Origin of the sequence: Vibrio sp. Vb1018, from assembly GCF_033338775.1 — a bacterium.
Classification (GTDB): Bacteria; Pseudomonadota; Gammaproteobacteria; order Enterobacterales; family Vibrionaceae; genus Vibrio; species Vibrio alginolyticus.
Genome location: NZ_JAWOTI010000022.1, coordinates 25,701 through 46,337, shown reverse-complemented (window position 1 = coordinate 46,337; position 20,637 = coordinate 25,701). Strand labels below are relative to the sequence as shown.

General features: G+C 45.8%; 23 protein-coding genes. All 23 read right to left on the bottom strand.

What is annotated here, in order from left to right:
- Positions 1–78 precede the first annotated feature (78 nt).
- Positions 79–1,440 (bottom strand): bifunctional UDP-N-acetylglucosamine diphosphorylase/glucosamine-1-phosphate N-acetyltransferase GlmU, encoded by a 1,362-nt coding sequence (glmU, locus tag R7Z10_RS19485; protein ID WP_053304044.1) that lies wholly within the window; start codon positions 1,438–1,440, stop codon positions 79–81.
- Positions 1,441–1,589: 149 nt separating this feature from the next.
- Positions 1,590–2,012, bottom strand: coding sequence for a F0F1 ATP synthase subunit epsilon (locus R7Z10_RS19480; protein WP_005378937.1), 423 nt, complete (start codon positions 2,010–2,012; stop codon positions 1,590–1,592).
- 18 nt (positions 2,013–2,030) lie between these two features.
- Entirely contained in the window at positions 2,031–3,434 is a 1,404-nt protein-coding gene (gene atpD, locus R7Z10_RS19475; protein WP_005383849.1) for a F0F1 ATP synthase subunit beta, read from the bottom strand.
- Between the two features lie 35 nt (positions 3,435–3,469).
- Complete coding sequence (gene atpG / locus R7Z10_RS19470) at positions 3,470–4,336, bottom strand: F0F1 ATP synthase subunit gamma (RefSeq protein ID WP_005378932.1); 867 nt, start codon at positions 4,334–4,336, stop codon at positions 3,470–3,472.
- A 44-nt stretch (positions 4,337–4,380) separates the two neighbouring features.
- The gene (atpA, locus tag R7Z10_RS19465; RefSeq protein ID WP_005378931.1) at positions 4,381–5,922 is read right to left on the bottom strand and encodes a F0F1 ATP synthase subunit alpha; all 1,542 of its coding nucleotides are present in this window, start codon (positions 5,920–5,922) and stop codon (positions 4,381–4,383) included.
- A gap of 13 nt (positions 5,923–5,935) precedes the next feature.
- Complete coding sequence (atpH, locus tag R7Z10_RS19460) at positions 5,936–6,469, bottom strand: F0F1 ATP synthase subunit delta (protein ID WP_017635596.1); 534 nt, start codon at positions 6,467–6,469, stop codon at positions 5,936–5,938.
- 14 nt (positions 6,470–6,483) lie between these two features.
- Positions 6,484–6,954, bottom strand: a complete 471-nt coding sequence (gene atpF, locus R7Z10_RS19455; RefSeq protein WP_005378929.1) for a F0F1 ATP synthase subunit B — start codon at positions 6,952–6,954, stop codon at positions 6,484–6,486.
- A gap of 74 nt (positions 6,955–7,028) precedes the next feature.
- On the bottom strand, positions 7,029–7,283 hold the full coding sequence (gene atpE / locus R7Z10_RS19450; RefSeq protein WP_002540812.1) for a F0F1 ATP synthase subunit C: 255 nt from the start codon (positions 7,281–7,283) through the stop codon (positions 7,029–7,031).
- A gap of 57 nt (positions 7,284–7,340) precedes the next feature.
- The gene (atpB, locus tag R7Z10_RS19445; protein ID WP_005378922.1) at positions 7,341–8,153 is read right to left on the bottom strand and encodes a F0F1 ATP synthase subunit A; all 813 of its coding nucleotides are present in this window, start codon (positions 8,151–8,153) and stop codon (positions 7,341–7,343) included.
- Between the two features lie 8 nt (positions 8,154–8,161).
- Positions 8,162–8,551, bottom strand: a complete 390-nt coding sequence (locus R7Z10_RS19440) for a F0F1 ATP synthase subunit I (RefSeq protein ID WP_005378921.1) — start codon at positions 8,549–8,551, stop codon at positions 8,162–8,164.
- A 189-nt stretch (positions 8,552–8,740) separates the two neighbouring features.
- On the bottom strand, positions 8,741–9,622 hold the full coding sequence (locus R7Z10_RS19435; RefSeq protein ID WP_005383840.1) for a ParB/RepB/Spo0J family partition protein: 882 nt from the start codon (positions 9,620–9,622) through the stop codon (positions 8,741–8,743).
- 24 nt (positions 9,623–9,646) lie between these two features.
- Positions 9,647–10,420, bottom strand: a complete 774-nt coding sequence (locus R7Z10_RS19430; RefSeq protein WP_005383838.1) for a ParA family protein — start codon at positions 10,418–10,420, stop codon at positions 9,647–9,649.
- Between the two features lie 10 nt (positions 10,421–10,430).
- The gene (gene rsmG / locus R7Z10_RS19425) at positions 10,431–11,066 is read right to left on the bottom strand and encodes a 16S rRNA (guanine(527)-N(7))-methyltransferase RsmG (RefSeq protein WP_005378902.1); all 636 of its coding nucleotides are present in this window, start codon (positions 11,064–11,066) and stop codon (positions 10,431–10,433) included.
- Complete coding sequence (gene mnmG / locus R7Z10_RS19420; protein ID WP_005378901.1) at positions 11,066–12,961, bottom strand: tRNA uridine-5-carboxymethylaminomethyl(34) synthesis enzyme MnmG; 1,896 nt, start codon at positions 12,959–12,961, stop codon at positions 11,066–11,068. The genes rsmG and mnmG overlap by 1 nt, the downstream gene beginning before the upstream one ends.
- A 477-nt stretch (positions 12,962–13,438) precedes the next feature.
- On the bottom strand, positions 13,439–13,873 hold the full coding sequence (mioC, locus tag R7Z10_RS19415; protein WP_005378900.1) for an FMN-binding protein MioC: 435 nt from the start codon (positions 13,871–13,873) through the stop codon (positions 13,439–13,441).
- 100 nt (positions 13,874–13,973) lie between these two features.
- On the bottom strand, positions 13,974–15,335 hold the full coding sequence (gene mnmE, locus R7Z10_RS19410; RefSeq protein ID WP_005383836.1) for a tRNA uridine-5-carboxymethylaminomethyl(34) synthesis GTPase MnmE: 1,362 nt from the start codon (positions 15,333–15,335) through the stop codon (positions 13,974–13,976).
- Between the two features lie 130 nt (positions 15,336–15,465).
- Positions 15,466–17,088 (bottom strand): membrane protein insertase YidC, encoded by a 1,623-nt coding sequence (gene yidC, locus R7Z10_RS19405; RefSeq protein WP_005383834.1) that lies wholly within the window; start codon positions 17,086–17,088, stop codon positions 15,466–15,468.
- Between the two features lie 2 nt (positions 17,089–17,090).
- The gene (gene yidD / locus R7Z10_RS19400; protein ID WP_005378822.1) at positions 17,091–17,348 is read right to left on the bottom strand and encodes a membrane protein insertion efficiency factor YidD; all 258 of its coding nucleotides are present in this window, start codon (positions 17,346–17,348) and stop codon (positions 17,091–17,093) included.
- The gene (rnpA, locus tag R7Z10_RS19395) at positions 17,315–17,638 is read right to left on the bottom strand and encodes a ribonuclease P protein component (protein WP_005394102.1); all 324 of its coding nucleotides are present in this window, start codon (positions 17,636–17,638) and stop codon (positions 17,315–17,317) included. The genes yidD and rnpA overlap by 34 nt, the downstream gene beginning before the upstream one ends.
- A 46-nt stretch (positions 17,639–17,684) precedes the next feature.
- Positions 17,685–17,819 (bottom strand): 50S ribosomal protein L34, encoded by a 135-nt coding sequence (rpmH, locus tag R7Z10_RS19390; RefSeq protein WP_005378825.1) that lies wholly within the window; start codon positions 17,817–17,819, stop codon positions 17,685–17,687.
- 242 nt (positions 17,820–18,061) lie between these two features.
- A complete protein-coding gene (locus tag R7Z10_RS19385) occupies positions 18,062–18,799 on the bottom strand; it encodes an amino acid ABC transporter ATP-binding protein (RefSeq protein WP_213867294.1) in 738 nt (245 codons plus the stop codon).
- On the bottom strand, positions 18,796–19,467 hold the full coding sequence (locus R7Z10_RS19380; protein ID WP_005378829.1) for an amino acid ABC transporter permease: 672 nt from the start codon (positions 19,465–19,467) through the stop codon (positions 18,796–18,798). Before R7Z10_RS19380 ends, R7Z10_RS19385 begins: the two co-directional genes overlap by 4 nt.
- A 114-nt stretch (positions 19,468–19,581) precedes the next feature.
- A complete protein-coding gene (locus R7Z10_RS19375) occupies positions 19,582–20,328 on the bottom strand; it encodes an amino acid ABC transporter substrate-binding protein (RefSeq protein ID WP_054730020.1) in 747 nt (248 codons plus the stop codon).
- Positions 20,329–20,637: the final 309 nt, after the last annotated feature.

The window sequence follows — 20,637 nt, the reverse complement described above, 5'->3', positions numbered from 1 at the left end:
AGCCAGAGCTAGAAACAACAAAGCCGCTCTTGTTGAGCGGCTTTGACAGTATAGCGATAGAGTGAGTGCAGGTAATGTTTATTTCTGTTTTACAGGACGCTGCCAGCCAGTAATTTTGCGCTCTTTGACGCGAGTAATTACTAACTCACCTTCTTCAACATCTTTTGTTAGTGTCGTGCCTGCACCGATGGTTGCGCCATCAGCGATAGTGACAGGCGCCACCAGCTGGCTATCAGAACCAACAAAAACATCATTACCGATGATGGTTTTAAACTTGTTCGCACCATCGTAGTTACAAGTGATAGTACCTGCACCGATGTTAGTACGTTGGCCGATCTCTGCATCACCTAAGTAAGTTAGGTGGTTCGCTTTTGAACCTTCTCCGATGCGCGCATTTTTCACTTCAACGAAGTTACCCACATGGGAATCGTTACGCATTTCAGCACCAGGACGAAGGCGAGTAAATGGACCAACCGTACATTCTTCACCAACCGTTGCACCTTCAATCACACTGTAAGGGCGAACGATGGTGTTGTCGTCGATTTCACAATCTTTCAGTACACAACCCGCACCGATAACCACGTTATCACCCAGTGAAACTTTACCTTCGATGATAACATTCACGTCAATTTCACAGTCCATACCGCACTGTAACTCACCACGCAAATCAAAGCGTGCTGGATCGCGTAGCATGACACCTTGCTCTAGTAGTTTCTGAGCTTGCATTGACTGGAAAGCACGCTCTAGACGAGCAAGCTGTGCGCGGTCGTTGACCCCTTCCACCTCAATGGCATTGACTGGGTGTACTGCCTCAACGGCACGACCTTCATCGTGTGCAGCTGCAATAACGTCAGTTAGGTAGTATTCGCCTTGTGCGTTGTTGTTGTTTAAGCCAGACAACCAACGCTTAAGATCCCCACCAGTCGCAACCATCACGCCAGTGTTGATCTCTTTAATTTGTTTTTGTTCTTCTGTTGCATCTTTTTGCTCAACGATCGCCACAACAGGACCATTCTTACGGATAATACGACCGTAGCCTGTCGGGTTATCTAGAATCACTGTTAGTAGTGCAATACCGCCTGTTGGCTGTGCATCTAATAGGTTTTCAATCGTTTCAGCTGAAATCAGTGGAACATCACCGTAAAGCACCAGTACTTTTTCATCGTCTTCAAACTTCGGAGACGCTTGATCAACCGCATGACCTGTCCCTAACTGCTCCGCTTGAAGCACCCAATTTACAGGCTCTTCTGCAAGAGTGGTTTGCATTTGATCACCACCGTGGCCAAAGACCAAGTGGATATTTTGTGCACCTAGACCTGTACATGTATCAATCACATGTTTTGCCATTGGCTTACCTGCCAAAGTGTGTAGCACCTTAGGCATGTTCGAATGCATACGGGTACCTTTACCCGCTGCAAGAATCACAGCACTGAATTTCATTGATAACCTATTGACGTTTTATGTTAATTGGCCGTTATTTTAAACAGCTCTTTTAAAATAGTTAATGGAGTAAGGTAAATTTCCAACTAAAATTAATCAAAAAGGCGACCAATTGGCCGCCTTTTTTCATGCAACGTTGCTAATTGAGCTTAGCGACGCTTTTTTGTCAGCTCGATAACTCGTAGCTGAGCAATGGCTTTAGCCAGTTCACTGGCCGCTTGTGCGAAGTCCATGTCACCATGCTGATTCTGGATTTGCTCCTCAGCGCGGCGTTTGGCTTCTTCTGCCTTCGCTGCGTCTAGCTCTTCACCACGGATAGCTGTATCAGCTAGTACAGTCGCTGTACCAGGCTGAATCTCTACCATACCACCAGAAACATAAATAATTTCTTCGTGGCCGTGCTGTTTCACAATACGCACCATACCAGGCTTGATAGCGGTCAGCAGCGGTGTGTGACCATGGAAAATACCAAGTTCACCTTCGCTACCGGTCACCTGAAACGTTTCAACACGACCAGAGAAGATTTTCTTCTCAGCGCTTACTACGTCTAGGTGAAAGGTTATTGCTGCCATATCGCCTCCTAGTTAGCCTTATAGCTTCTTCGCATTCTCAATAGCATCGTCGATGCTACCGCAGTACATAAATGCCTGCTCAGGAATGTCGTCGTATTCACCAGCTAGTAGACCTTTAAAGCCACGTAGAGTCTCTTTTAGAGGTACGTAAATACCAGGGTCACCTGTAAATACTTCTGCTACGTGGTAAGGCTGAGTTAGGAAACGCTCAATCTTACGTGCACGAGATACAACTTGCTTATCTTCTTCAGATAGCTCGTCCATACCTAGGATAGCAATGATATCTTTCAGCTCTTTGTAGCGCTGAAGAGTCTGCTGAACACCACGAGCAACTTCGTAGTGATCTTGACCAACGACTAGTGGATCAAGCATACGAGATGTTGAATCTAGCGGGTCGATCGCAGGGTATAGACCCATTGCAGCGATGTTACGGTTAAGTACAACCGTTGCATCCAAGTGCGCGAACGTTGTTGCTGGAGACGGGTCAGTCAAGTCATCCGCTGGTACGTATACCGCCTGTACAGACGTGATAGAACCTGATTTCGTTGACGTGATACGCTCCTGAAGTACACCCATCTCTTCTGCAAGAGTTGGCTGGTAACCTACCGCAGAAGGCATACGACCTAGTAGTGCTGATACCTCTGTACCTGCAAGTGTGTAACGGTAGATGTTATCAATGAACAGTAGTACGTCACGACCTTCGTCACGGAAACGCTCTGCCATTGTTAGACCAGTCAGTGCAACACGTAGACGGTTACCTGGTGGCTCGTTCATCTGACCGTAAACCATCGCTACTTTTGATTCTTCAGGCTTCTCAACGTTTACAACGCCCGCTTCCTGCATCTCGTAGTAGAAATCGTTACCTTCACGAGTACGCTCACCAACACCAGCAAATACTGATAGACCTGAGTGCTGTAGTGCGATGTTGTTGATAAGTTCCATCATGTTAACGGTCTTACCTACACCAGCACCACCGAATAGACCGATTTTACCACCCTTAGCGAATGGACAAATTAGGTCGATTACTTTAACGCCCGTTTCTAGAAGTGCAATTTCGTTTGATTGCTCTTCGTAGCTTGGTGCACTACGGTGGATAGAGTAAACCTCTTCCGCACCCACTTCACCACGCTCGTCAATCGCGTCACCTAGGACGTTCATGATACGACCTAGAGTTTTAGTACCTACTGGTACTGAAATTGGAGCGCCAGTGTTAACCACTTCTACTCCACGACGTAAACCATCAGAGCTACCCATTACGATACAACGAACTACGCCACCGCCTAGCTGTTGTTGAACTTCAAGAACTAGACGCTCTTTTGAGTCCGTTACGTTTAGAGCGTCATATACACTAGGTACATTGCTCTGTGGGAACTCTACGTCGACTACCGCACCGATGATCTGTACGATCTTACCTGTAGCCATCGTTAATCCTCTAAACTATTTCGTTTTACCTAAGCTTAAACCGCAGCTGCACCACCAACGATTTCTGATAGTTCTTGTGTAATCGCAGCCTGACGGGCTTTGTTGTACACAAGTTCCAAATCGTCAATCAAACTGGTTGCGTTATCCGTTGCAGCCTTCATCGCAATCATTCGAGCCGCTTGCTCACAAGCAAGGTTCTCAACCACACCTTGGTATACCTGAGACTCTACGTAACGCACTAATAGCGTATCCAGTAGAGGTTTTGGTTCAGGCTCATAGATGTAGTCCCATGAATGCTCACGCTGCATCTCTTCGCTGTCCGATTTAGGCAAAGGTAGCAATTGATCGATCGTTGGTTGCTGAACCATAGTATTAACAAACTTGTTGAATACTACATATAGACGGTCCAGTTCACCTTCATCGTATTTCTTCAGCATTACGCCAACAGAGCCGATTAGGTCTTGTAGGCTTGGATTATCTCCAAGACCAGAAACCTGTGCCGCAACTTTTGCGCCACCATGTTTAAAGAAAGCTGTTGCTTTTGAGCCAACAACGGCTAGCTCAATCTCAGCACCTTTCTCTCTCCATGCTTGCATGTCTGTAACGGCTTTTTTGAACACGTTAATGTTCAAACCACCACACAGACCACGGTCTGTCGAAACGATGATGTAACCAACACGTTTAGCTTCACGCTCTTCTAGGTACGGATGACGGTACTCTAGGTTTGCGTTAGCCACATGACCGATCACTTTACGCATTGTTTCAGCGTATGGACGAGAAGCTTCCATTGCATCTTGAGAACGACGCATTTTTGAAGCTGCTACCATTTCCATCGCTTTCGTAATTTTCTGAGTGCTTTTAACACTACCGATTTTATTACGTATCTCTTTTGCGCCGGCCATCGTTACTCTCCGTTAGTTGGTGGCAGAAACTGCCACCGACCTAATTACCAAGTTTGGGTTGCTTTGAAGTCGTCAGTCAGTTTCTTCAACTGAGCTTCGATTTCATCGTTGTAAGCGCCAGACTTGTCGATCTCAGCTGCTAGTTCAGCGTATTGACCGCGAGCGTACGATAGTAGAGCCGCCTCGAAATCTAGAACTTTGTTAAGTTCTACATCATCAAGGTAACCGCGCTCTGCCGCGAAGATAGTTAGAGCTTGGTCAAATACAGACATTGGAGCGTACTGCTTCTGCTTCATTAGTTCTGTAACTTTTTGACCATGGTCTAGCTGTTTCTTCGTTGCGTCATCAAGGTCAGAAGAGAACTGAGCAAATGCCGCTAGTTCACGGTATGCAGCTAGTGCTGTACGGATACCACCTGATAGTTTCTTGATGATTTTCGTCTGAGCTGAACCACCTACACGAGATACTGAGATACCAGGGTCAACAGCAGGACGAACACCAGCGTTGAATAGCTCAGTTTGTAGGAAGATCTGACCATCGGTAATCGAGATTACGTTAGTCGGTACGAATGCTGAAACGTCACCTGCTTGAGTTTCGATGATAGGAAGAGCAGTCAAAGAACCAGTCTTACCTTTCACTTCACCGTTAGTGAAACGCTCTACGTACTCTTCGTTTACACGAGCTGCACGCTCTAGTAGACGCGAGTGTAAGTAGAATACGTCACCTGGGAATGCCTCACGGCCTGGTGGACGTTTAAGTAGTAGAGAGATCTGACGGTAAGCTACCGCTTGCTTAGATAGATCATCGTAAACAATCAGTGCGTCTTCACCGCGATCGCGGAAGTATTCACCCATCGCACAACCTGCGTAAGGCGCTAGGTATTGAAGCGCTGCAGATTCAGAAGCTGATGCAACTACAACGATAGTATTTTGTAGTGCGCCGTGCTCTTCTAGTTTGCGAACAACGTTAGCGATAGTCGATGCTTTCTGACCGATTGCTACGTAGATAGAGAAAATACCAGAGTCTTTCTGGTTGATGATCGCGTCGATCGCCAGTGCTGTTTTACCAATCTGACGGTCACCGATGATAAGCTCACGCTGACCACGACCGATTGGGATCATTGAGTCAACTGACTTATAACCAGTTTGCACAGGTTGGTCTACCGATTTACGGTCGATTACACCTGGTGCGATCACTTCTACAGGCGAAGTCATTTTCGCTTCGATTGGACCTTTACCATCGATAGGCTCACCCAGCGTATTTACTACGCGGCCTAGTAGTTCTGGACCAACTGGCACTTCAAGAATGCGGCCAGTACCTGTAACTTTCATGCCTTCCTTAAGGTCAGCATATGGGCCCATTACAACCGCACCAACCGAGTCACGCTCAAGGTTAAGTGCCAGTGCATAACGGCCACCCGGTAATTCAATCATTTCACCTTGCATCACGTCCGCTAGGCCGTGGATGCGGATGATACCATCGCTTACCGATACGATAGTACCCTCGTTGCGAGCTTCACTAACAACTTCGAAAGATTCGATACGTTGTTTGATCAGATCGCTAATTTCCGTGGAATTAAGTTGCATGCTCCAATCCCCATTAAGACTGCAATGCATCGCTCAGGCGGTTCAAACGACCACGCGCTGAGTCATCGATGACTAGGTCTCCGGCTCGAATAATAACCCCACCAAGTAGGGTCTCATCTACACTGCAATTCAGCTTCACTTTGCGTTCAAGACGCTTTTCAAGTTTGCTGCCAATGTTTGCAAGTTGTTCATCAGAAAGCTCTGTTGCTGAAATTACTTCAACATCAATTTCTTTCTCATGTTCTTTTTTCAGAGTAAAAAACTCCGTGCAAACATCAGGAAGGGCCGCTAAACGACCATTCTCAGCCATTACCTTCAAAAGGTTTTGACCGTGCGCATCAACTTGTTCGCCGCAAACTGCAACAAAAATTTCTGCCATTTTGTCAGCAGAAACCGAACCCGTTAGTAGTTCGTTCATTTGTTCGTTTTTGGCCACTTCAGCAGCAAAAGATAACATTTGGCCCCATTGGTCCAACTGGTCTTTCTCTAAAGCAAAGTCGAAGGCTGCTTTAGCATAGGGGCGTGCGATAGTAGTCAAATCAGACATATGCGCCCCCAGACTTAAAGTTTTGCAGTAATGTTGTCGAGAATATCTTTTTGCGCATCTTTATCGATAGAACGCTCAAGGATTTTCTCAGCACCAGCTACAGCCAGAGTAGCAACTTGTTTGCGCAGCTCATCGCGTGCACGATTGCGTTCAGCTTCAAGTTCTGCTTCTGCTTGCGCTAGGATTTTCTGGCGTTCTGCCTGAGCTTCCTCGCGAGCTTCATCAAGAATTTGAGACTTACGCTTGTTCGCTTGTTCGATGATCTCAGTTGCTGTGCGCTTCGCTTCTTTCAATTGATCAGAAGCGTTGGCTTGTGCTAGATCCAAGTCTTTCGCAGCACGTTCTGCTGCTTGAAGACCATCAGCAATTTTCTTCTGACGCTCTTCGATCGCTTGCATCAATGGTGGCCATACATACTTCATGCAGAACCACACAAATAGTGCGAACGAGATTGCTTGACCTAGCAGAGTTGCGTTTATGTTCACAACAGCTACCCCTCTATTTGGACTTAGTGTTAATCAGTGACAAGCGATAATCGCCCGTCCCGAGTTAAAGGTGATTAACCTAGTTGACCAACGAATGGGTTTGCGAAAGTGAATAGTAGCGCGATTACGATACCGATCATTGGAACCGCATCAAGTAGACCCGCGATGATGAACATCTTAACTTGTAGCATAGGAGCCATTTCTGGTTGACGTGCAGCACCTTCTAGGAATTTACCACCTAGCAGTGCGAAACCAATCGCTGTACCAAGAGAAGCAAGACCGACGATAATACCTACGGCGATTGCAGAAAAGCTCAGTAAAGTTTCCATTACTATCTCCAATTTATAGTTGTTGGCTTAGTGCCCAAATAAAAAGCTTTAAAAAAATTAATGATCAGGATCTTCGTGTGCCATTGACAGGTAAACAATTGTCAACATCATGAATACGAAGGCTTGAATCGTAATAACCAAGATATGGAAGATTGCCCACGGTAGTGAACCCATCCATTGTAAGTACCATGGTAGCATTGCCGCACAAAGAATGAATACAACCTCACCCGCGAACATGTTACCGAATAGACGCATACCAAGTGATAGAGGTTTCGCTAATAGCGATACCACTTCAATTAGTAGGTTAAACGGAATCATCAGTGGGTGATTGAATGGATGTAGTGCAAGTTCTTTTGCGAATCCACCTAGACCTTTTACTTTGATGCTGTAGTAAATCATCAATGCAAAAACGCCTAGAGCCATAGCCATGGTGATATTCACATCAGCAGACGGTACAACCTTAAGGTAAGGAATACCTAGCCAATGCTCTGCTGGGTATGGTAAGAAGTCGATAGGAACTAAGTCCATCACGTTCATCAAAAATACCCAACAAAAGATAGTCAGTGCTAAAGGCGCGATCAGTGGGTTGCGTCCATGGAACGTGTCTTTGACGTTATCGGCGACAAATTCAACGATCATTTCTACAGCACACTGAAGCTTACCCGGTACACCCGCTGTTGTTCTCTTTGCTACTTTGTAAAAAATTCCGAGGAAAATTAAACCAGTAAACCAAGAAAAAAACAGGCTATCGATATGTACGTTCCAGAAACTTGTCTCCGACCCTACTAAACCCAACTTGTATAGCGATAGGTTAGAAAGGTGGTGGGCAATGTAACCGGACGATGTTAGCGCTTCACCTGGCGCAGCCATAACTCATCCTATTTTTTGTTGTTAATGAATAGCACTGGTGCACAGATATTAATACCTAGTACCAGCAAATAGGTTAGTTTGAGGGGAACAAGTTCCACCTGCATATACATGTAGGCAACATAGAACAGTGCAACCGTGATGAGAATTTTCAGTACTTCACCCGTATAGAAGGAAGCAGCGATGCGCTTGGCAGCGCGAGCTCCACTAAACATGAAAGCACACAGCGCGAATACTGCATTGGCAACAACAAAAATGCCTCCGCCAATCAGCGCTGAAAATCCCCAGTCAGGATTTATGGCTACCGCCATTCCTGCTGCCACAAAAATAACCGCGCCAGACTGGATCATTAACAATTGCCTTGCGAGCTCTCGTCCTGGTCTAGCTAACGCAGCTACCATGTATTCGTACCTCTAGTAATATCCACTTCGCACTTAACTCTCTGTGCTGGGAAATTGGCGAAAATTATACGTTCAGTTCAACGTAAAGCAATTCGATTGCATCAAAAACTTACAGTTTTGTTTACAAAACGACAACTTTCGCACAAAATTCGATTAATTAGATTAATTGACCTAAATCAATTATCTCATCTAGGCCTCAAGCTTGGCAATTAGTTGGTCCAATTTGTGAGGCTCATCAAGACTTATCGTCAATTTCGCTTTTCCGTTTGCAGAACGGGTAAGAGAAACTTTTGCATCAAGCAGCTGACTCAATTTATGCGACATTTGCTCGGCTTCGGTATCCTCTTGTTGCCCTTTTTGCTCATTTTGTGGGGCTAAGCACTTTTTTACTAACTGTTCGGTTTGGCGAACAGTCATTTGCTTCTTAGCCACTTGTTGAGCTACTTCGACTTGCTGTTCGCCTTCTAACGCTAACAGAGCTCGAGCATGACCCATTTCCAATTTTTTATCTGCAACCAGACCTTTTACATCAACTTCCAACTGATTCAGACGTAATAGGTTACTGACCGTCGTTCTTGATTTACCAATCACATCGGCCACTTGCTGATGTGTCAGCGTGAATTCATCTTGTAGACGTTCAAGCGCTTGGGCTTCCTCAATCACATTCAAGTCTTCACGTTGAATGTTTTCAATCAACGCCATGGCGATGGCGGCACGATCTTCAACTTTTTTCACCAAACACGGCACGCGTTTTAAACCCGCCTGCCTTGCAGCACGCCAGCGGCGCTCACCTGCGATGATCTCAAACTGACCATTTTCGACCTGGCGAACCACGATTGGTTGAATAATGCCTTGTGATTGAATCGAAGCCGCTAGTTCTTCTAGCGCTTCAGGCGCCATATCTTTACGCGGTTGGTATACGCCCGGCTGCAATTGACCAATCGCTAAATCGGTTAACTCACCGTCTGCCGATAATTCTTGGCTATGCGATGCAATATGCTGTTTTTCACGAGCAAACGAACTGGTCGACAATAACGCATCCAGTCCTTTTCCGAGACCACGCTTAGACATGGGATTGAATTCCTTAGGTTAGAGTTAAACTGGGATTTCTTCGCGGCGGAGCATTTCGCCCGCTAGAGCAAGATACGCTTTGGCACCTGCGGAGTACTTATCGTAGTACATTGCTGGCTTACCGTGACTTGGCGCTTCAGCCAAACGAACATTACGCGGAATGACAGTACGGTAAACTTTATTCCCAAAGTGTTTTTTAAGTTGATCGGATACTTCATTCGATAAGCGGTTGCGTGGGTCGTACATGGTACGCAATAAACCTTCGATTTTTAGGTTTTCATTCACAACAGCCGCTAACTTGCTGATTGTATCCATAAGAGCAGTTAAACCTTCTAACGCAAAGTATTCACATTGCATCGGCACCAGCACAGAGTCAGCTGCCGCCATCGCATTGATTGTAAGAAGGTTTAGAGAAGGAGGACAATCAATAAAGATGAAATCATAGTTATCGCGAACTGACGACAATGCATTTTTTAGACGCACTTCACGAGCGAAAACTTCCATCAATTTGATTTCTGCCGCGGTTACGTCTCCGTTCGCCGCGATCAAATCATACTTCCCTGTTGTTTGGGTACAAACGACTTGATCGAACGGTGTATCTTCGACCAAAAGATCGTATGCGGTGGCATCGACCATATACTTATCCACGCCACTGGCCATCGTAGCATTGCCTTGCGGGTCGAGATCGATCACCAAAACCTTGCGCTTTGTTGCCGCCATCGAAGCCGCTAAGTTAATGCACGTTGTTGTTTTGCCGACCCCACCTTTCTGGTTGGCGATTGCTACAATTTTACCCACGATTACCTCGCTAATTTTCCTTGCGCGATAAGATTACTAGATGACGATCACCTTCCAACTCAGGAACAGCCAAAGATATGATCTCTGTCACACTGCACCATTCAGGAAGCTGATCCATTTCATCTTTAGGGTGCTGTCCTTTCAGCGCTAGAAACACCCCGTGCTCTTGTTTCGGCAAATGGTGGCACCATTCCACCATGTCTGTCATTGAAGCAAAAGCTCGACTCAAAACGCCATCAAATTTTTCTTCAGGTTGGAATTCTTCGACGCGACTTTGAATTGGTGTCACGTTTTTCAGCCCTAATGTGTGCACGACTTGCTTGATAAAACGAATGCGTTTGCCAAGACTGTCGAGCAAAAAGAAGGTTTTCTCAGGGTTCATTATTGCCAAAGGGATGCCCGGTAACCCCGGACCAGTACCAACATCAATGAAGCGCTCACCGGGCAGGTGTGCGCTTACAACGATACTATCAAGAATATGTTTCACTAACATATCAAGCGGATCACGTACCGATGTTAAATTGTACGCTTTGTTCCATTTGTCGAGCAGTTCGACATAACCAACTAACTGCTCTCGTTGCTGTTCTGACACTTCCAAATCGGTTTTCGCGATCAGTGAATCCAGCTTTGTTCGCAATGCGCTCATTATTCTTCCTCACCTTTCTTCAGCAAACCATGCTTTTTCAAGTGAACAAGTAGAATAGAAATTGCAGCAGGCGTAATACCAGAAATGCGTGATGCAATACCGATGCTCTCTGGTTTGGCCTCGCTCAGTTTAGCAACGACTTCGTTTGATAAACCTTTTACATCGCGGTAATCCAAATCAGCAGGTAACTTGGTATTTTCGTGACGCAGTGATTTTTCGATCTCTTCCTGCTGACGCTTGATGTAACCATCGTATTTCACTTGAATTTCAACTTGCTCAGCCGCTTGCTGATCTTCAAGTGCAGGAGCAAACGCTTCAAGTTGCGTCAGTTGCGAATAAGTGATCTCTGGACGACGCAGAAGATCCTCACCACTCGCTTCACGGGCCATTGGGGTTTTCAGCAGCTTGTTCAGCTCATCAACACCCTCTGACTTCGGATTCATCCACGTTGCTTTCAAACGCTGACGCTCCGTTTCCATATTGTTGATTTTCTCGTTAAAGCGAGCCCAACGAACATCATCAATCAAGCCTAGCTCGCGCGCTTTTTCCGTTAAACGTAAATCGGCGTTATCTTCACGAAGTAGCAGGCGGTATTCCGCACGAGAAGTGAACATGCGGTACGGCTCTTTGGTACCCATGGTCGATAAGTCATCAATCAACACGCCCATGTAAGCTTGGTCACGACGTGGGCTCCAGCCTTCTTTGTCTTGGCTAAACAAGCTTGCATTTAGACCGGCCATCAAGCCTTGCGCTGCGGCTTCTTCGTAGCCAGTCGTGCCATTAATCTGGCCAGCAAAGAACAAACCATGGATGAACTTCGTCTCGTACGTTTGCTTCAAATCACGTGGATCGAAGAAATCATATTCAATCGCATAACCTGGGCGAACGATGTGTGCATTTTCAAACCCTTTCATTGAGCGCACGATTTGTACTTGCACATCAAATGGCAAGCTGGTCGAGATACCATTAGGGTATAACTCGTGCGTGGTTAGGCCTTCTGGCTCAATGAAGATTTGGTGGCTGTTTTTGTCAGCGAAACGCATCACTTTGTCTTCAATAGACGGACAGTAACGAGGACCAATACCTTCAATCACACCTGCGTACATTGGACTGCGATCCAAGTTACTGCGGATCACATCGTGAGTTTGTTCATTGGTGTGGGTGATGAAACATGGAATCTGACGCGGATGCTGTTCACGTTTGCCCATGAACGAGAATACAGGCGTTGGGTTATCACCGTGCTGAGCTTCTAGCACTGAAAAATCAACAGTACGAGCATCAATGCGCGGTGGAGTACCTGTTTTTAAACGATCCACACGGAACGGCAGTTCACGCAGTCGATCCGCTAATGCGATCGATGGTGGATCCCCGGCACGACCACCAGACGAGCTTTCCATACCTATGTGGATCTTACCACCAAGGAAGGTACCCACGGTTAGCACAACGGCTTTCGCATGGAAGCGAAGTCCCATTTGAGTTACCACACCAACTGCGCGATCTTGTTCAACAATCAGATCATCAACTGACTGCTGGAACAACGTTAAGTTAGGCGCATTTTCTAATGCATTACGAACGTACGCTTTGTACAGAGCGCGATCGGCTTGAGCTCGAGTTGCTCGTACTGCAGGACCTTTGGAGGCATTTAGTGTACGAAACTGAATACCTGCATGGTCGATGGCTTCAGCCATCAAACCGCCCATAGCATCTACTTCTTTTACTAAGTGACCTTTACCAATACCACCGATCGCCGGATTACAAGACATCTGGCCTAATGTATCGATGTTATGGGTAAGGAGAAGCGTTTTTTGTCCTGTGCGTGCAGATGCGAGCGCGGCTTCCGTTCCTGCGTGTCCGCCACCGACAACAATGACGTCAAAGTTTTCGTGATAAAGCATGAACTGACCTCAGGTATTCAAAGGGATTTAATGGACAGATAAAGGAGCCGTATTTTACCTGCTTTATGCCAGAGAGAAAAACGTTTTCTCGTTTTATCCGTTTTAAGCTTCAAGATAAATATATATAAGATCTATATATATGATCTTTTATTAGATCTACTATTAGGATCGACCGTTTCTGTGGATAACCTAAAAATGATCAACAAGATCATGGATCTTCTTTGGATTATATCTTGTGATCATGATTGGATCAGATCGAGGATTACCTGGGATCAAAAGTGGTGGTTATACACAGGAGATAAAATTGATCAAAGTTGTTATTGGGATAACTAAAGGAAAATCACTGGATCTTATTGTAGTTATCCACAGTCTGTTTGGTTGGTTTTTGAGCGGTTAAACAAAATAATTTGGTGGGAGTTATTCACATGGGAGAAAACAGAGCCGAATTTCGACTCTGTTGAAGGGAAAGTCGTGAGTTTAAAAACGTTCGATATTCTCTTTTAACCACATCTCTGCGGCGTCTTCTGGCACATCATGGCTCAGTACATCGATTTTAAAGCAATCTGCGAGAGGGGTTGCACCAATATCCTCTAATAAATCATAAGCGTGTTGACCTGCGGCACAGAACGTATCGTAGCTAGAGTCACCAATCGCAATCACCGCAAATTTTACATCAGTCATTTTTGGCGGTGTATTTTGTAATGCTGCGATAAAAGGTTGGATATTATCAGGATACTCACCAGCTCCATGTGTAGAGGTGATCACCAACCACGTACCTTGATTTTCGATATCACTGAGGGAAGGCTGGTTGTGGATCGTTGTTTCAAATCCATTCTCGTTGAGTAGATCACTCAGGTGATCCCCTACGTATTCTGCGCCACCTAACGTGCTGCCTGTAATAATGTGGATCATACTTCTTCCTTATTGAATGCGACGGCTAAAGCTCATGGATGGCTTGCCGTACAAAAAGAAACGCGGTGTGAGTTAAGCTCAGCACCGCGCGTTCGATTATTTACTTCCCGATACAGAATGAAGAGAAGATTCGTCCCAGTAAGTCGTCAGAACTGAACTCACCGGTAATCTCATTGAGATGTTGTTGGGTGATGCGTAGCTCTTCAGCCAATATTTCACCAGCCATATAGCCTTCAAGCTGCTCCTGGCCTATTTGAAGGTGCTGTGCGGCACGTTCTAATGCATCGAGATGACGACGACGAGCCATAAACCCACCTTCACTGTTGCCAGAGAAGCCCATACACTCCTTGAGATGATCGCGCAGAGCTTCAACTCCTGCACCAGTCTTCGCTGACAAACGGATAAGGGTAGGGTTATTGACGTGGCAGATCCCCATATCTTCACCCGTTTGATCCGCTTTATTACGGATCACCGTTATGCCAATGTTGTCTGGTAGGCGATCCACAAAATCTGGCCAGATATCTTTCGGATCGGTGGCATCGGTTGTTGTGCCATCTACCATGAACAACACGCGGTCTGCTTGGGCTATTTCATCCCACGCACGTTCGATACCGATTTTCTCTACTTCATCGGAAGCATCACGCAAACCTGCTGTATCAATGATGTGTAGTGGCATGCCATCAATATGGATGTGCTCACGCAGTACATCACGCGTGGTTCCTGCGATGTCGGTTACGATTGCAGACTCTTTACCCGATAGTGCGTTCAGCAGGCTTGATTTGCCCGCATTTGGACGACCCGCAATCACGACTTTCATCCCTTCACGCATAATAGCGCCTTGGTTAGCTTCTTTGCGCACCGCATCTAGGTTGTCGATGATGGCTTGTAGGTCACCAGCCACTTTACCGTCGGCCAAAAAGTCGATCTCTTCTTCAGGGAAGTCGATGGCTGCTTCAACATAGATACGCAAATGAATCAGCGACTCAACTAAGGTATTAATGCGGCCTGAAAATGCGCCCTGTAAGGATTGCAGTGCCGATTTTGCTGCTTCTTCAGAACTGGCATCAATGAGGTCTGCGATCGCCTCGGCTTGAGCGAGGTCGAGTTTATCGTTCAGAAATGCGCGTTCAGAGAACTCACCAGGGCGAGCAGCTCGAATACCATCTATACCTAGAATGCGTTTTATCAGCATATCCATCACGACAGGGCCGCCATGGCCTTGCAGCTCAAGTACGTCTTCACCTGTAAATGAGTGTGGGTTAGGGAAGTACAGTGCGATGCCCTGATCAAGCACAGTGCCATCTTCTGACTTAAACGGCAGGTACTCTGCGTAGCGAGGCTTTAGTGTTTTGCCAGTGACTTCTAACGCCACTTGGTTGGCTTTAGGGCCAGAAACTCGAATAATACCGACACCGCCACGACCAGGCGCGGTCGCTTGAGCGACAATCGTATCTGTAGTCATAATTTTGCCTTTTGAGCTGGGCTATAGGGAAGATACCTAGGGAGCCATCACAATTAATTAGCTGAATTGTAATCAGCCAAAAACAAAAAGGCGACCTTTTGGCCGCCTTTCTCAATCATTTCCTAAAAGGTTACTTGCTGTGTAAGCCTTTTTTCTCTAATCCTTTGTAGATCAGAGTTTGCTGGATAAGCGTTACGATGTTCGACACCAACCAGTACAGAACGAGACCTGATGGGAAGAACAAGAAGAAGAAGGTAAACATAACCGGCATAAAGGTCATGATCTTCTGCTGCATTGGATCCGTTACCGTTGTCGGGCTCATCTTCTGGATTAGGAACATAGACGCACCCATCAATAGCGGCAGGATGTAGTAAGGGTCCTGTGCTGAAAGGTCATGAATCCAACCGAAGAATGGAGAGTGACGTAGCTCTACCGATTCCATTAGTGCCCAGTAAAGCGCGATGAAAATAGGCATCTGTAGGATAAGAGGTAAACAGCCACCTAGTGGGTTCACTTTCTCTTTCTTGTACAGTTCCATCATTTCTTGGCTCATGCGCTGACGGTCATCACCGATACGCTCACGCATTGCTTGCAGCTTAGGCTGTAGCATGCGCATTTTCGCCATAGACGTGTATTGCGCTTTTGTTAGTGGGTACATTGCACCACGAACGATGAAGGTCAGACAGATGATTGCCACACCCCAGTTGCCAACAAAGCTCTGGATGAATGAAAGCAACATATGAAGAGGCTTCGCAATGAACCATAACCAGCCGTAGTCCACTACTAGGTCTAGGTTAGGTGCCACTTCTGCCATTTCATCTTGCAGTTTTGGACCAACCCAAAGTGTTGCTTCAAACTTAGCCTGATCGCCTGTTGCGATAGTTTTGTTCGGCATACGAACGCCGATGTCGCCTAGGTTGCCAATTACACGAGTGTATAGGTTAGTACCTGGTTCGTTACGTGGGATCCAAGCTGCGGCAAAGTAGTGCTGAATCATTGCTGCCCAACCTTGGCCATCGGCTAGGTTAAGAGACAGGTTGCGATCCTGCATATCATCAAAGCTGTACTTCTTGTAACGCGTATCTTCTGTTGAGTATGCGCCACCACGGTAAGTAGGCATTGTAATGCTACCACCATCGTCCATTAGGTTTTGACGTAGGTGAGCGTACATACCAAATGTTGCGTTGTTGCCTGAGTTGTTCACTACATCGTATTCAACATTAAGCGCGTAGCTGCCGCGTTTAAAGATGTAAGTTTTGGTGTATTCGATACCGTTTGCAGTGAATGTCATCGGAACGCGAAGTTCATCTTGACCGTCAGCCATTGTGAAGCTGTCTGCACTTACGTTGTAGTGAGGGCGATTTGTGCTGCTCAAGTCGATACCTTGAGGGCCCACTAGACCGCTTTGAGCGATAAATTGGTGACCTTGAGCGTCTTTAAGCAGAACAAAGGAATCTGATGAATCTAACTCAGCAGAGTATTCGTTAAGGTTGGCATGTACCACATCGCCACCAACGGTGTCGATCGACAGAGTTAAAACATCAGTCGTTACTGTGATAGTTTTTGCAGAAGCTTGCTGTTGACCAGGAACTGGGTCAAGTTCATCAGCAAAAGATGGTGCAGGTAGAGTGCTGCTTGATTGAGCCTGTTCAACTGCTTGAGGTTCTGGATTCTTTGCAACTTGCCATTGTTGAAACAGCAAAAAAGAAACCAGGGCCAAACCGATGAGCAGGATATTACGTTGAGAATCCATCGTTAGTTATCTCTGTCTTGTTTTTGGACTGGTGGAACGGGGTCATACCCCCCTTCATTCAAAGGGTGGCATTTTAATAGACGTTTGCCTGATAACCAACATCCTTTTACAAAACCGTGAGCTCTCAAAGCTTCTAGCGCGTAAGTGGAACAGGTTGGTGTGAACCGGCAACGAGGACCAATCAAAGGGCTGATAAACCAGCGATACAGATAAACGAGCCCAATGGCTATCCACGTGAAGGGCGAGACAGGCGTTGCCATAGCTTATCAAACAACTTAAAAATTTCCTCATTGCTTAAATCTTGCGCGCTTTTCTTCGCAATCACAACAAAATCTTTGTTTGGAAGCTGATGTTGATTGTTACGAAAGCTTTCACGAGCCAAACGCTTAAATCGGTTACGACCGACAGCCGTTTTGATTTGCTTTTTGGGAACCGCTAAACCTAATCGTGGGTGAGAAAGTTTGTTATTGCGAGCAATGATGGTGAAATGAGGCGAGCCAGCTCGATGAGCTTGCTGGAAGACGTTTTGATAATGCTCGGGAGTTAACAAACGTAACTCCCGATTAAACGCGTACGTGTTCAAAATAAACTAGCGATTATTTTGATAGGCGCGCACGGCCTTTTGCACGACGTGCGTTGATAACTTTACGACCGTTCTTAGTTGCCATGCGAGCACGGAAGCCGTGAGTACGCTTGCGCTTTAGAACTGTAGGTTGAAAAGTGCGTTTCATGATAATTACCTTTACTGATCAGTAGTTTTAGGTTCTTGTTAAACCCGGCGTGGGTATTTGCTTTCTTATATAAAGAAGCTCTTTATATAGAGAAGGACAACCGACGCCTCTCAACAAAGAGGCGGAATTGTAATCACACTCACATAATGTGTCAATGACTCAATGAGTACGAAATTCCGGCCGGGCGATTATACGTAGTGTGAGTAAAATCTCAAGGATCAATCGATCCTGATGCTTGATCGTTACTCTATTCCTACTTGGTTAAGGAATTTTTTCAAACGAGGATCTTGTGGATTATCGAAGATATCCTGTGGAGAACCTTGCTCAACGATATTGCCTTCCGCCATGAAGATCACTCTATCAGCGACTTCTTTCGCGAATTGCATCTCGTGCGTCACCACCAGCATGGTTTGATGCTGATTAGCTAACTTCTTCATTAATGAGAGAACTTCACCGACCCATTCAGGATCCAGCGCAGAAGTTGGTTCGTCAAACAACAGCAGTTCTGGTTGCAGCGCCATCGCTCGGCCGATACCCACACGTTGTTGTTGGCCGCCAGACAATGCCGCTGGATAACTATCGCCTTTATCCCCAAGACCGATGTCATCCAGAATTTGTTGCGCTCGTTTGAGAGCATCGGCTTTTTTCCAACCTCGAACGGTCACTAGACCTTCGGCAATGTTCTGGCGCGCATTCATATGGGCAAACAGGGCATAGTTTTGGAACACAAAGCCAGTTCGACGACGCAGCGCTAATACTTCGGCTTTAGTGTGTTTTTGAGTATCAACGGAGATGTCATCTATCGTGATACGACCTTCATCTGCCTGCTCTAGAAAGTTAACCGTACGCAGCAAGGTTGATTTACCCGTACCACTTGAGCCGATAATCACGATGATCTCACCTTGCTTAATATCGAGGTCGATGCCTTTCAGCACTTCAGTCTTACCAAAACGTTTGTGAATATTTTCTAACTTAATCATCGTACGTACGCCTTATTCAGTTTTGCTTCTGCCCAGATTTGTACGCGAGTCAGAATCACCACCACGCCCCAGTAAATAAGAGCAACCGCAAGGAAAGCTTCAAAGAAACGGAAACTTGATGAGGCTTCCATCTGTGCTTTCGCCATGATTTCGGCCACACCAAGCGTGAAAGCAAGAGACGTTGACTTGATCATATCGATGAAATAGTTCATCAATGAAGGCAGTGCGACACGCGTTGCTTGAGGTAAAATCACTCGGCGCATTGCTTGGGATGTCGTCATACCGACCGATAAGCTCGCTTCCATTTGGCTGCGATCAATGCCAATAATGGCGGCACGAATACTTTCCGCCATATAAGCGGCAAAGTGCAGCGTTAAACCGATAACCGCTGCTGAAAAGGCGTCGATACCGACCATCAATGGAAAAATTTGCGGTAAGCCGTAATAGAGCAGGAAAAGCTGAACCAACAGTGGGGTGCCACGGAAGAAGCTGATGTACAGTTGGCTTAATTGATCCAGAACTGGCAGTTTAAATACGCGAATATTGGCTAAAATGACGGATAAAATCAGCGAAAACACCAATCCCCATGTCGCCATTTCCATGGTTGTGCCAAGATATTTCAGCAATATCGGCAGCAGTTCCAACATGTAATTAAAGTCAAATCCCATACGGCTTACCTAAAGGCTAGAGAAAAGAAAAGGTGGAAAACAAGTTCCACCTTTACGTAAGTTTATTTTAGTCCGAGAGTGATACCACTTTGCGGCCTAAAGTACAAAGAGTTCTTATTTCGTGATGTCAGCGCCAAACCACTTCACGGAAATTTTCTCTACTGTACCATCTGCGCGCATCTCAGCCAGTGCTTTGTTTACTTCTTCTTGCAGCTTACGACCTTTCTCGTTGTCAACGAAAGGCCATGCGTTTTGAATGGTCTCAAACGGTTCGCCTGCCAATTCCAGAGGAAGGCCAGTTTTCTTAATCAGCTCTAACGCAGAAAGACGATCCATTACAAACGCGTCTGCACGACCGAGCGCCACGTCATGTTCGATACCTGTGTCGTACGTTTTAATGTTGATCTTGCCGTCTTTGTCGTATTGACGCAGCAGTTGCTCAAAGTTAGAGCCTAGGTTCACCGCAACGGTTTTGTCCGCAAGATCGTCAACACCTTTGATGCTGTCGTTGCCTTTACGCACGGTAATTTGTGCGCCATCTACAACGTAAGGGTCAGCAAATAGGTATTTAGCTTTACGCTCATCAGTCATGGTGATTTGGTTGGAGATCGTATCGATACGACCAGTTTCTAAAAGACCAAATAAACCAGAGAAGTTGGCTGTTACGTATTCGATTTTGTAATCGTTACGTTTACCGATTTCATCCCACATGTCGACTTCAAAGCCTTGTAGCTTGTCTTGCTTTACAAAAGTAAACGGGAAGTAGCGACCTGACATACCAACTTTGACTTCAGTAGCGGCTTGTACGGTTGCTGCCGACAGTGCAATGGCTGCAACGGCAACCTTAATCCAGTTTTTCATAATACATCTCCATAATTTTATGGTTGGAAATACTACTGTTAGTTAGCTCAATTAAATAAATAACCAAGAGCAATAACCTAGACCTGTGAGTTATTAGATAATAGAAGAAGAATGTTAAATGTGACGAAAATGCGAACTGAACCTAGCGAAATGATCGACAAAATCAGCATTGGGAATAAAATAATACACAGACTTATCACCAATCGCTCGATCTTGTTAATTTTGCCCAATTGTGGATCGTTGTGTGGGCAAATTTGGGGCAAGGTGTGTTGATCTCATCAAGTTTGCAGAAATAATTGTGAATAACTT

Coding starts and splice junctions, on each gene's coding strand:
- glmU (WP_053304044.1), bottom strand. CDS start 1,440: ATGAAATTCAGTGCTGTGATTCTTGCAGCGGGTAAAGGTACCCGTATG.
- R7Z10_RS19480 (WP_005378937.1), bottom strand. CDS start 2,012: ATGGCAGCAATAACCTTTCACCTAGACGTAGTAAGCGCTGAGAAGAAA.
- atpD (WP_005383849.1), bottom strand. CDS start 3,434: ATGGCTACAGGTAAGATCGTACAGATCATCGGTGCGGTAGTCGACGTA.
- atpG (WP_005378932.1), bottom strand. CDS start 4,336: ATGGCCGGCGCAAAAGAGATACGTAATAAAATCGGTAGTGTTAAAAGC.
- atpA (WP_005378931.1), bottom strand. CDS start 5,922: ATGCAACTTAATTCCACGGAAATTAGCGATCTGATCAAACAACGTATC.
- atpH (WP_017635596.1), bottom strand. CDS start 6,469: ATGTCTGATTTGACTACTATCGCACGCCCCTATGCTAAAGCAGCCTTC.
- atpE (WP_002540812.1), bottom strand. CDS start 7,283: ATGGAAACTTTACTGAGCTTTTCTGCAATCGCCGTAGGTATTATCGTC.
- atpB (WP_005378922.1), bottom strand. CDS start 8,153: ATGGCTGCGCCAGGTGAAGCGCTAACATCGTCCGGTTACATTGCCCAC.
- R7Z10_RS19440 (WP_005378921.1), bottom strand. CDS start 8,551: ATGGTAGCTGCGTTAGCTAGACCAGGACGAGAGCTCGCAAGGCAATTG.
- R7Z10_RS19435 (WP_005383840.1), bottom strand. CDS start 9,622: ATGTCTAAGCGTGGTCTCGGAAAAGGACTGGATGCGTTATTGTCGACC.
- rsmG (WP_005378902.1), bottom strand. CDS start 11,066: ATGAGCGCATTGCGAACAAAGCTGGATTCACTGATCGCGAAAACCGAT.
- mnmG (WP_005378901.1), bottom strand. CDS start 12,961: ATGCTTTATCACGAAAACTTTGACGTCATTGTTGTCGGTGGCGGACAC.
- mioC (WP_005378900.1), bottom strand. CDS start 13,873: ATGATCCACATTATTACAGGCAGCACGTTAGGTGGCGCAGAATACGTA.
- mnmE (WP_005383836.1), bottom strand. CDS start 15,335: ATGACTACAGATACGATTGTCGCTCAAGCGACCGCGCCTGGTCGTGGC.
- yidC (WP_005383834.1), bottom strand. CDS start 17,088: ATGGATTCTCAACGTAATATCCTGCTCATCGGTTTGGCCCTGGTTTCT.
- yidD (WP_005378822.1), bottom strand. CDS start 17,348: ATGGCAACGCCTGTCTCGCCCTTCACGTGGATAGCCATTGGGCTCGTT.
- rpmH (WP_005378825.1), bottom strand. CDS start 17,819: ATGAAACGCACTTTTCAACCTACAGTTCTAAAGCGCAAGCGTACTCAC.
- R7Z10_RS19385 (WP_213867294.1), bottom strand. CDS start 18,799: ATGATTAAGTTAGAAAATATTCACAAACGTTTTGGTAAGACTGAAGTG.
- R7Z10_RS19380 (WP_005378829.1), bottom strand. CDS start 19,467: ATGGGATTTGACTTTAATTACATGTTGGAACTGCTGCCGATATTGCTG.
- R7Z10_RS19375 (WP_054730020.1), bottom strand. CDS start 20,328: ATGAAAAACTGGATTAAGGTTGCCGTTGCAGCCATTGCACTGTCGGCA.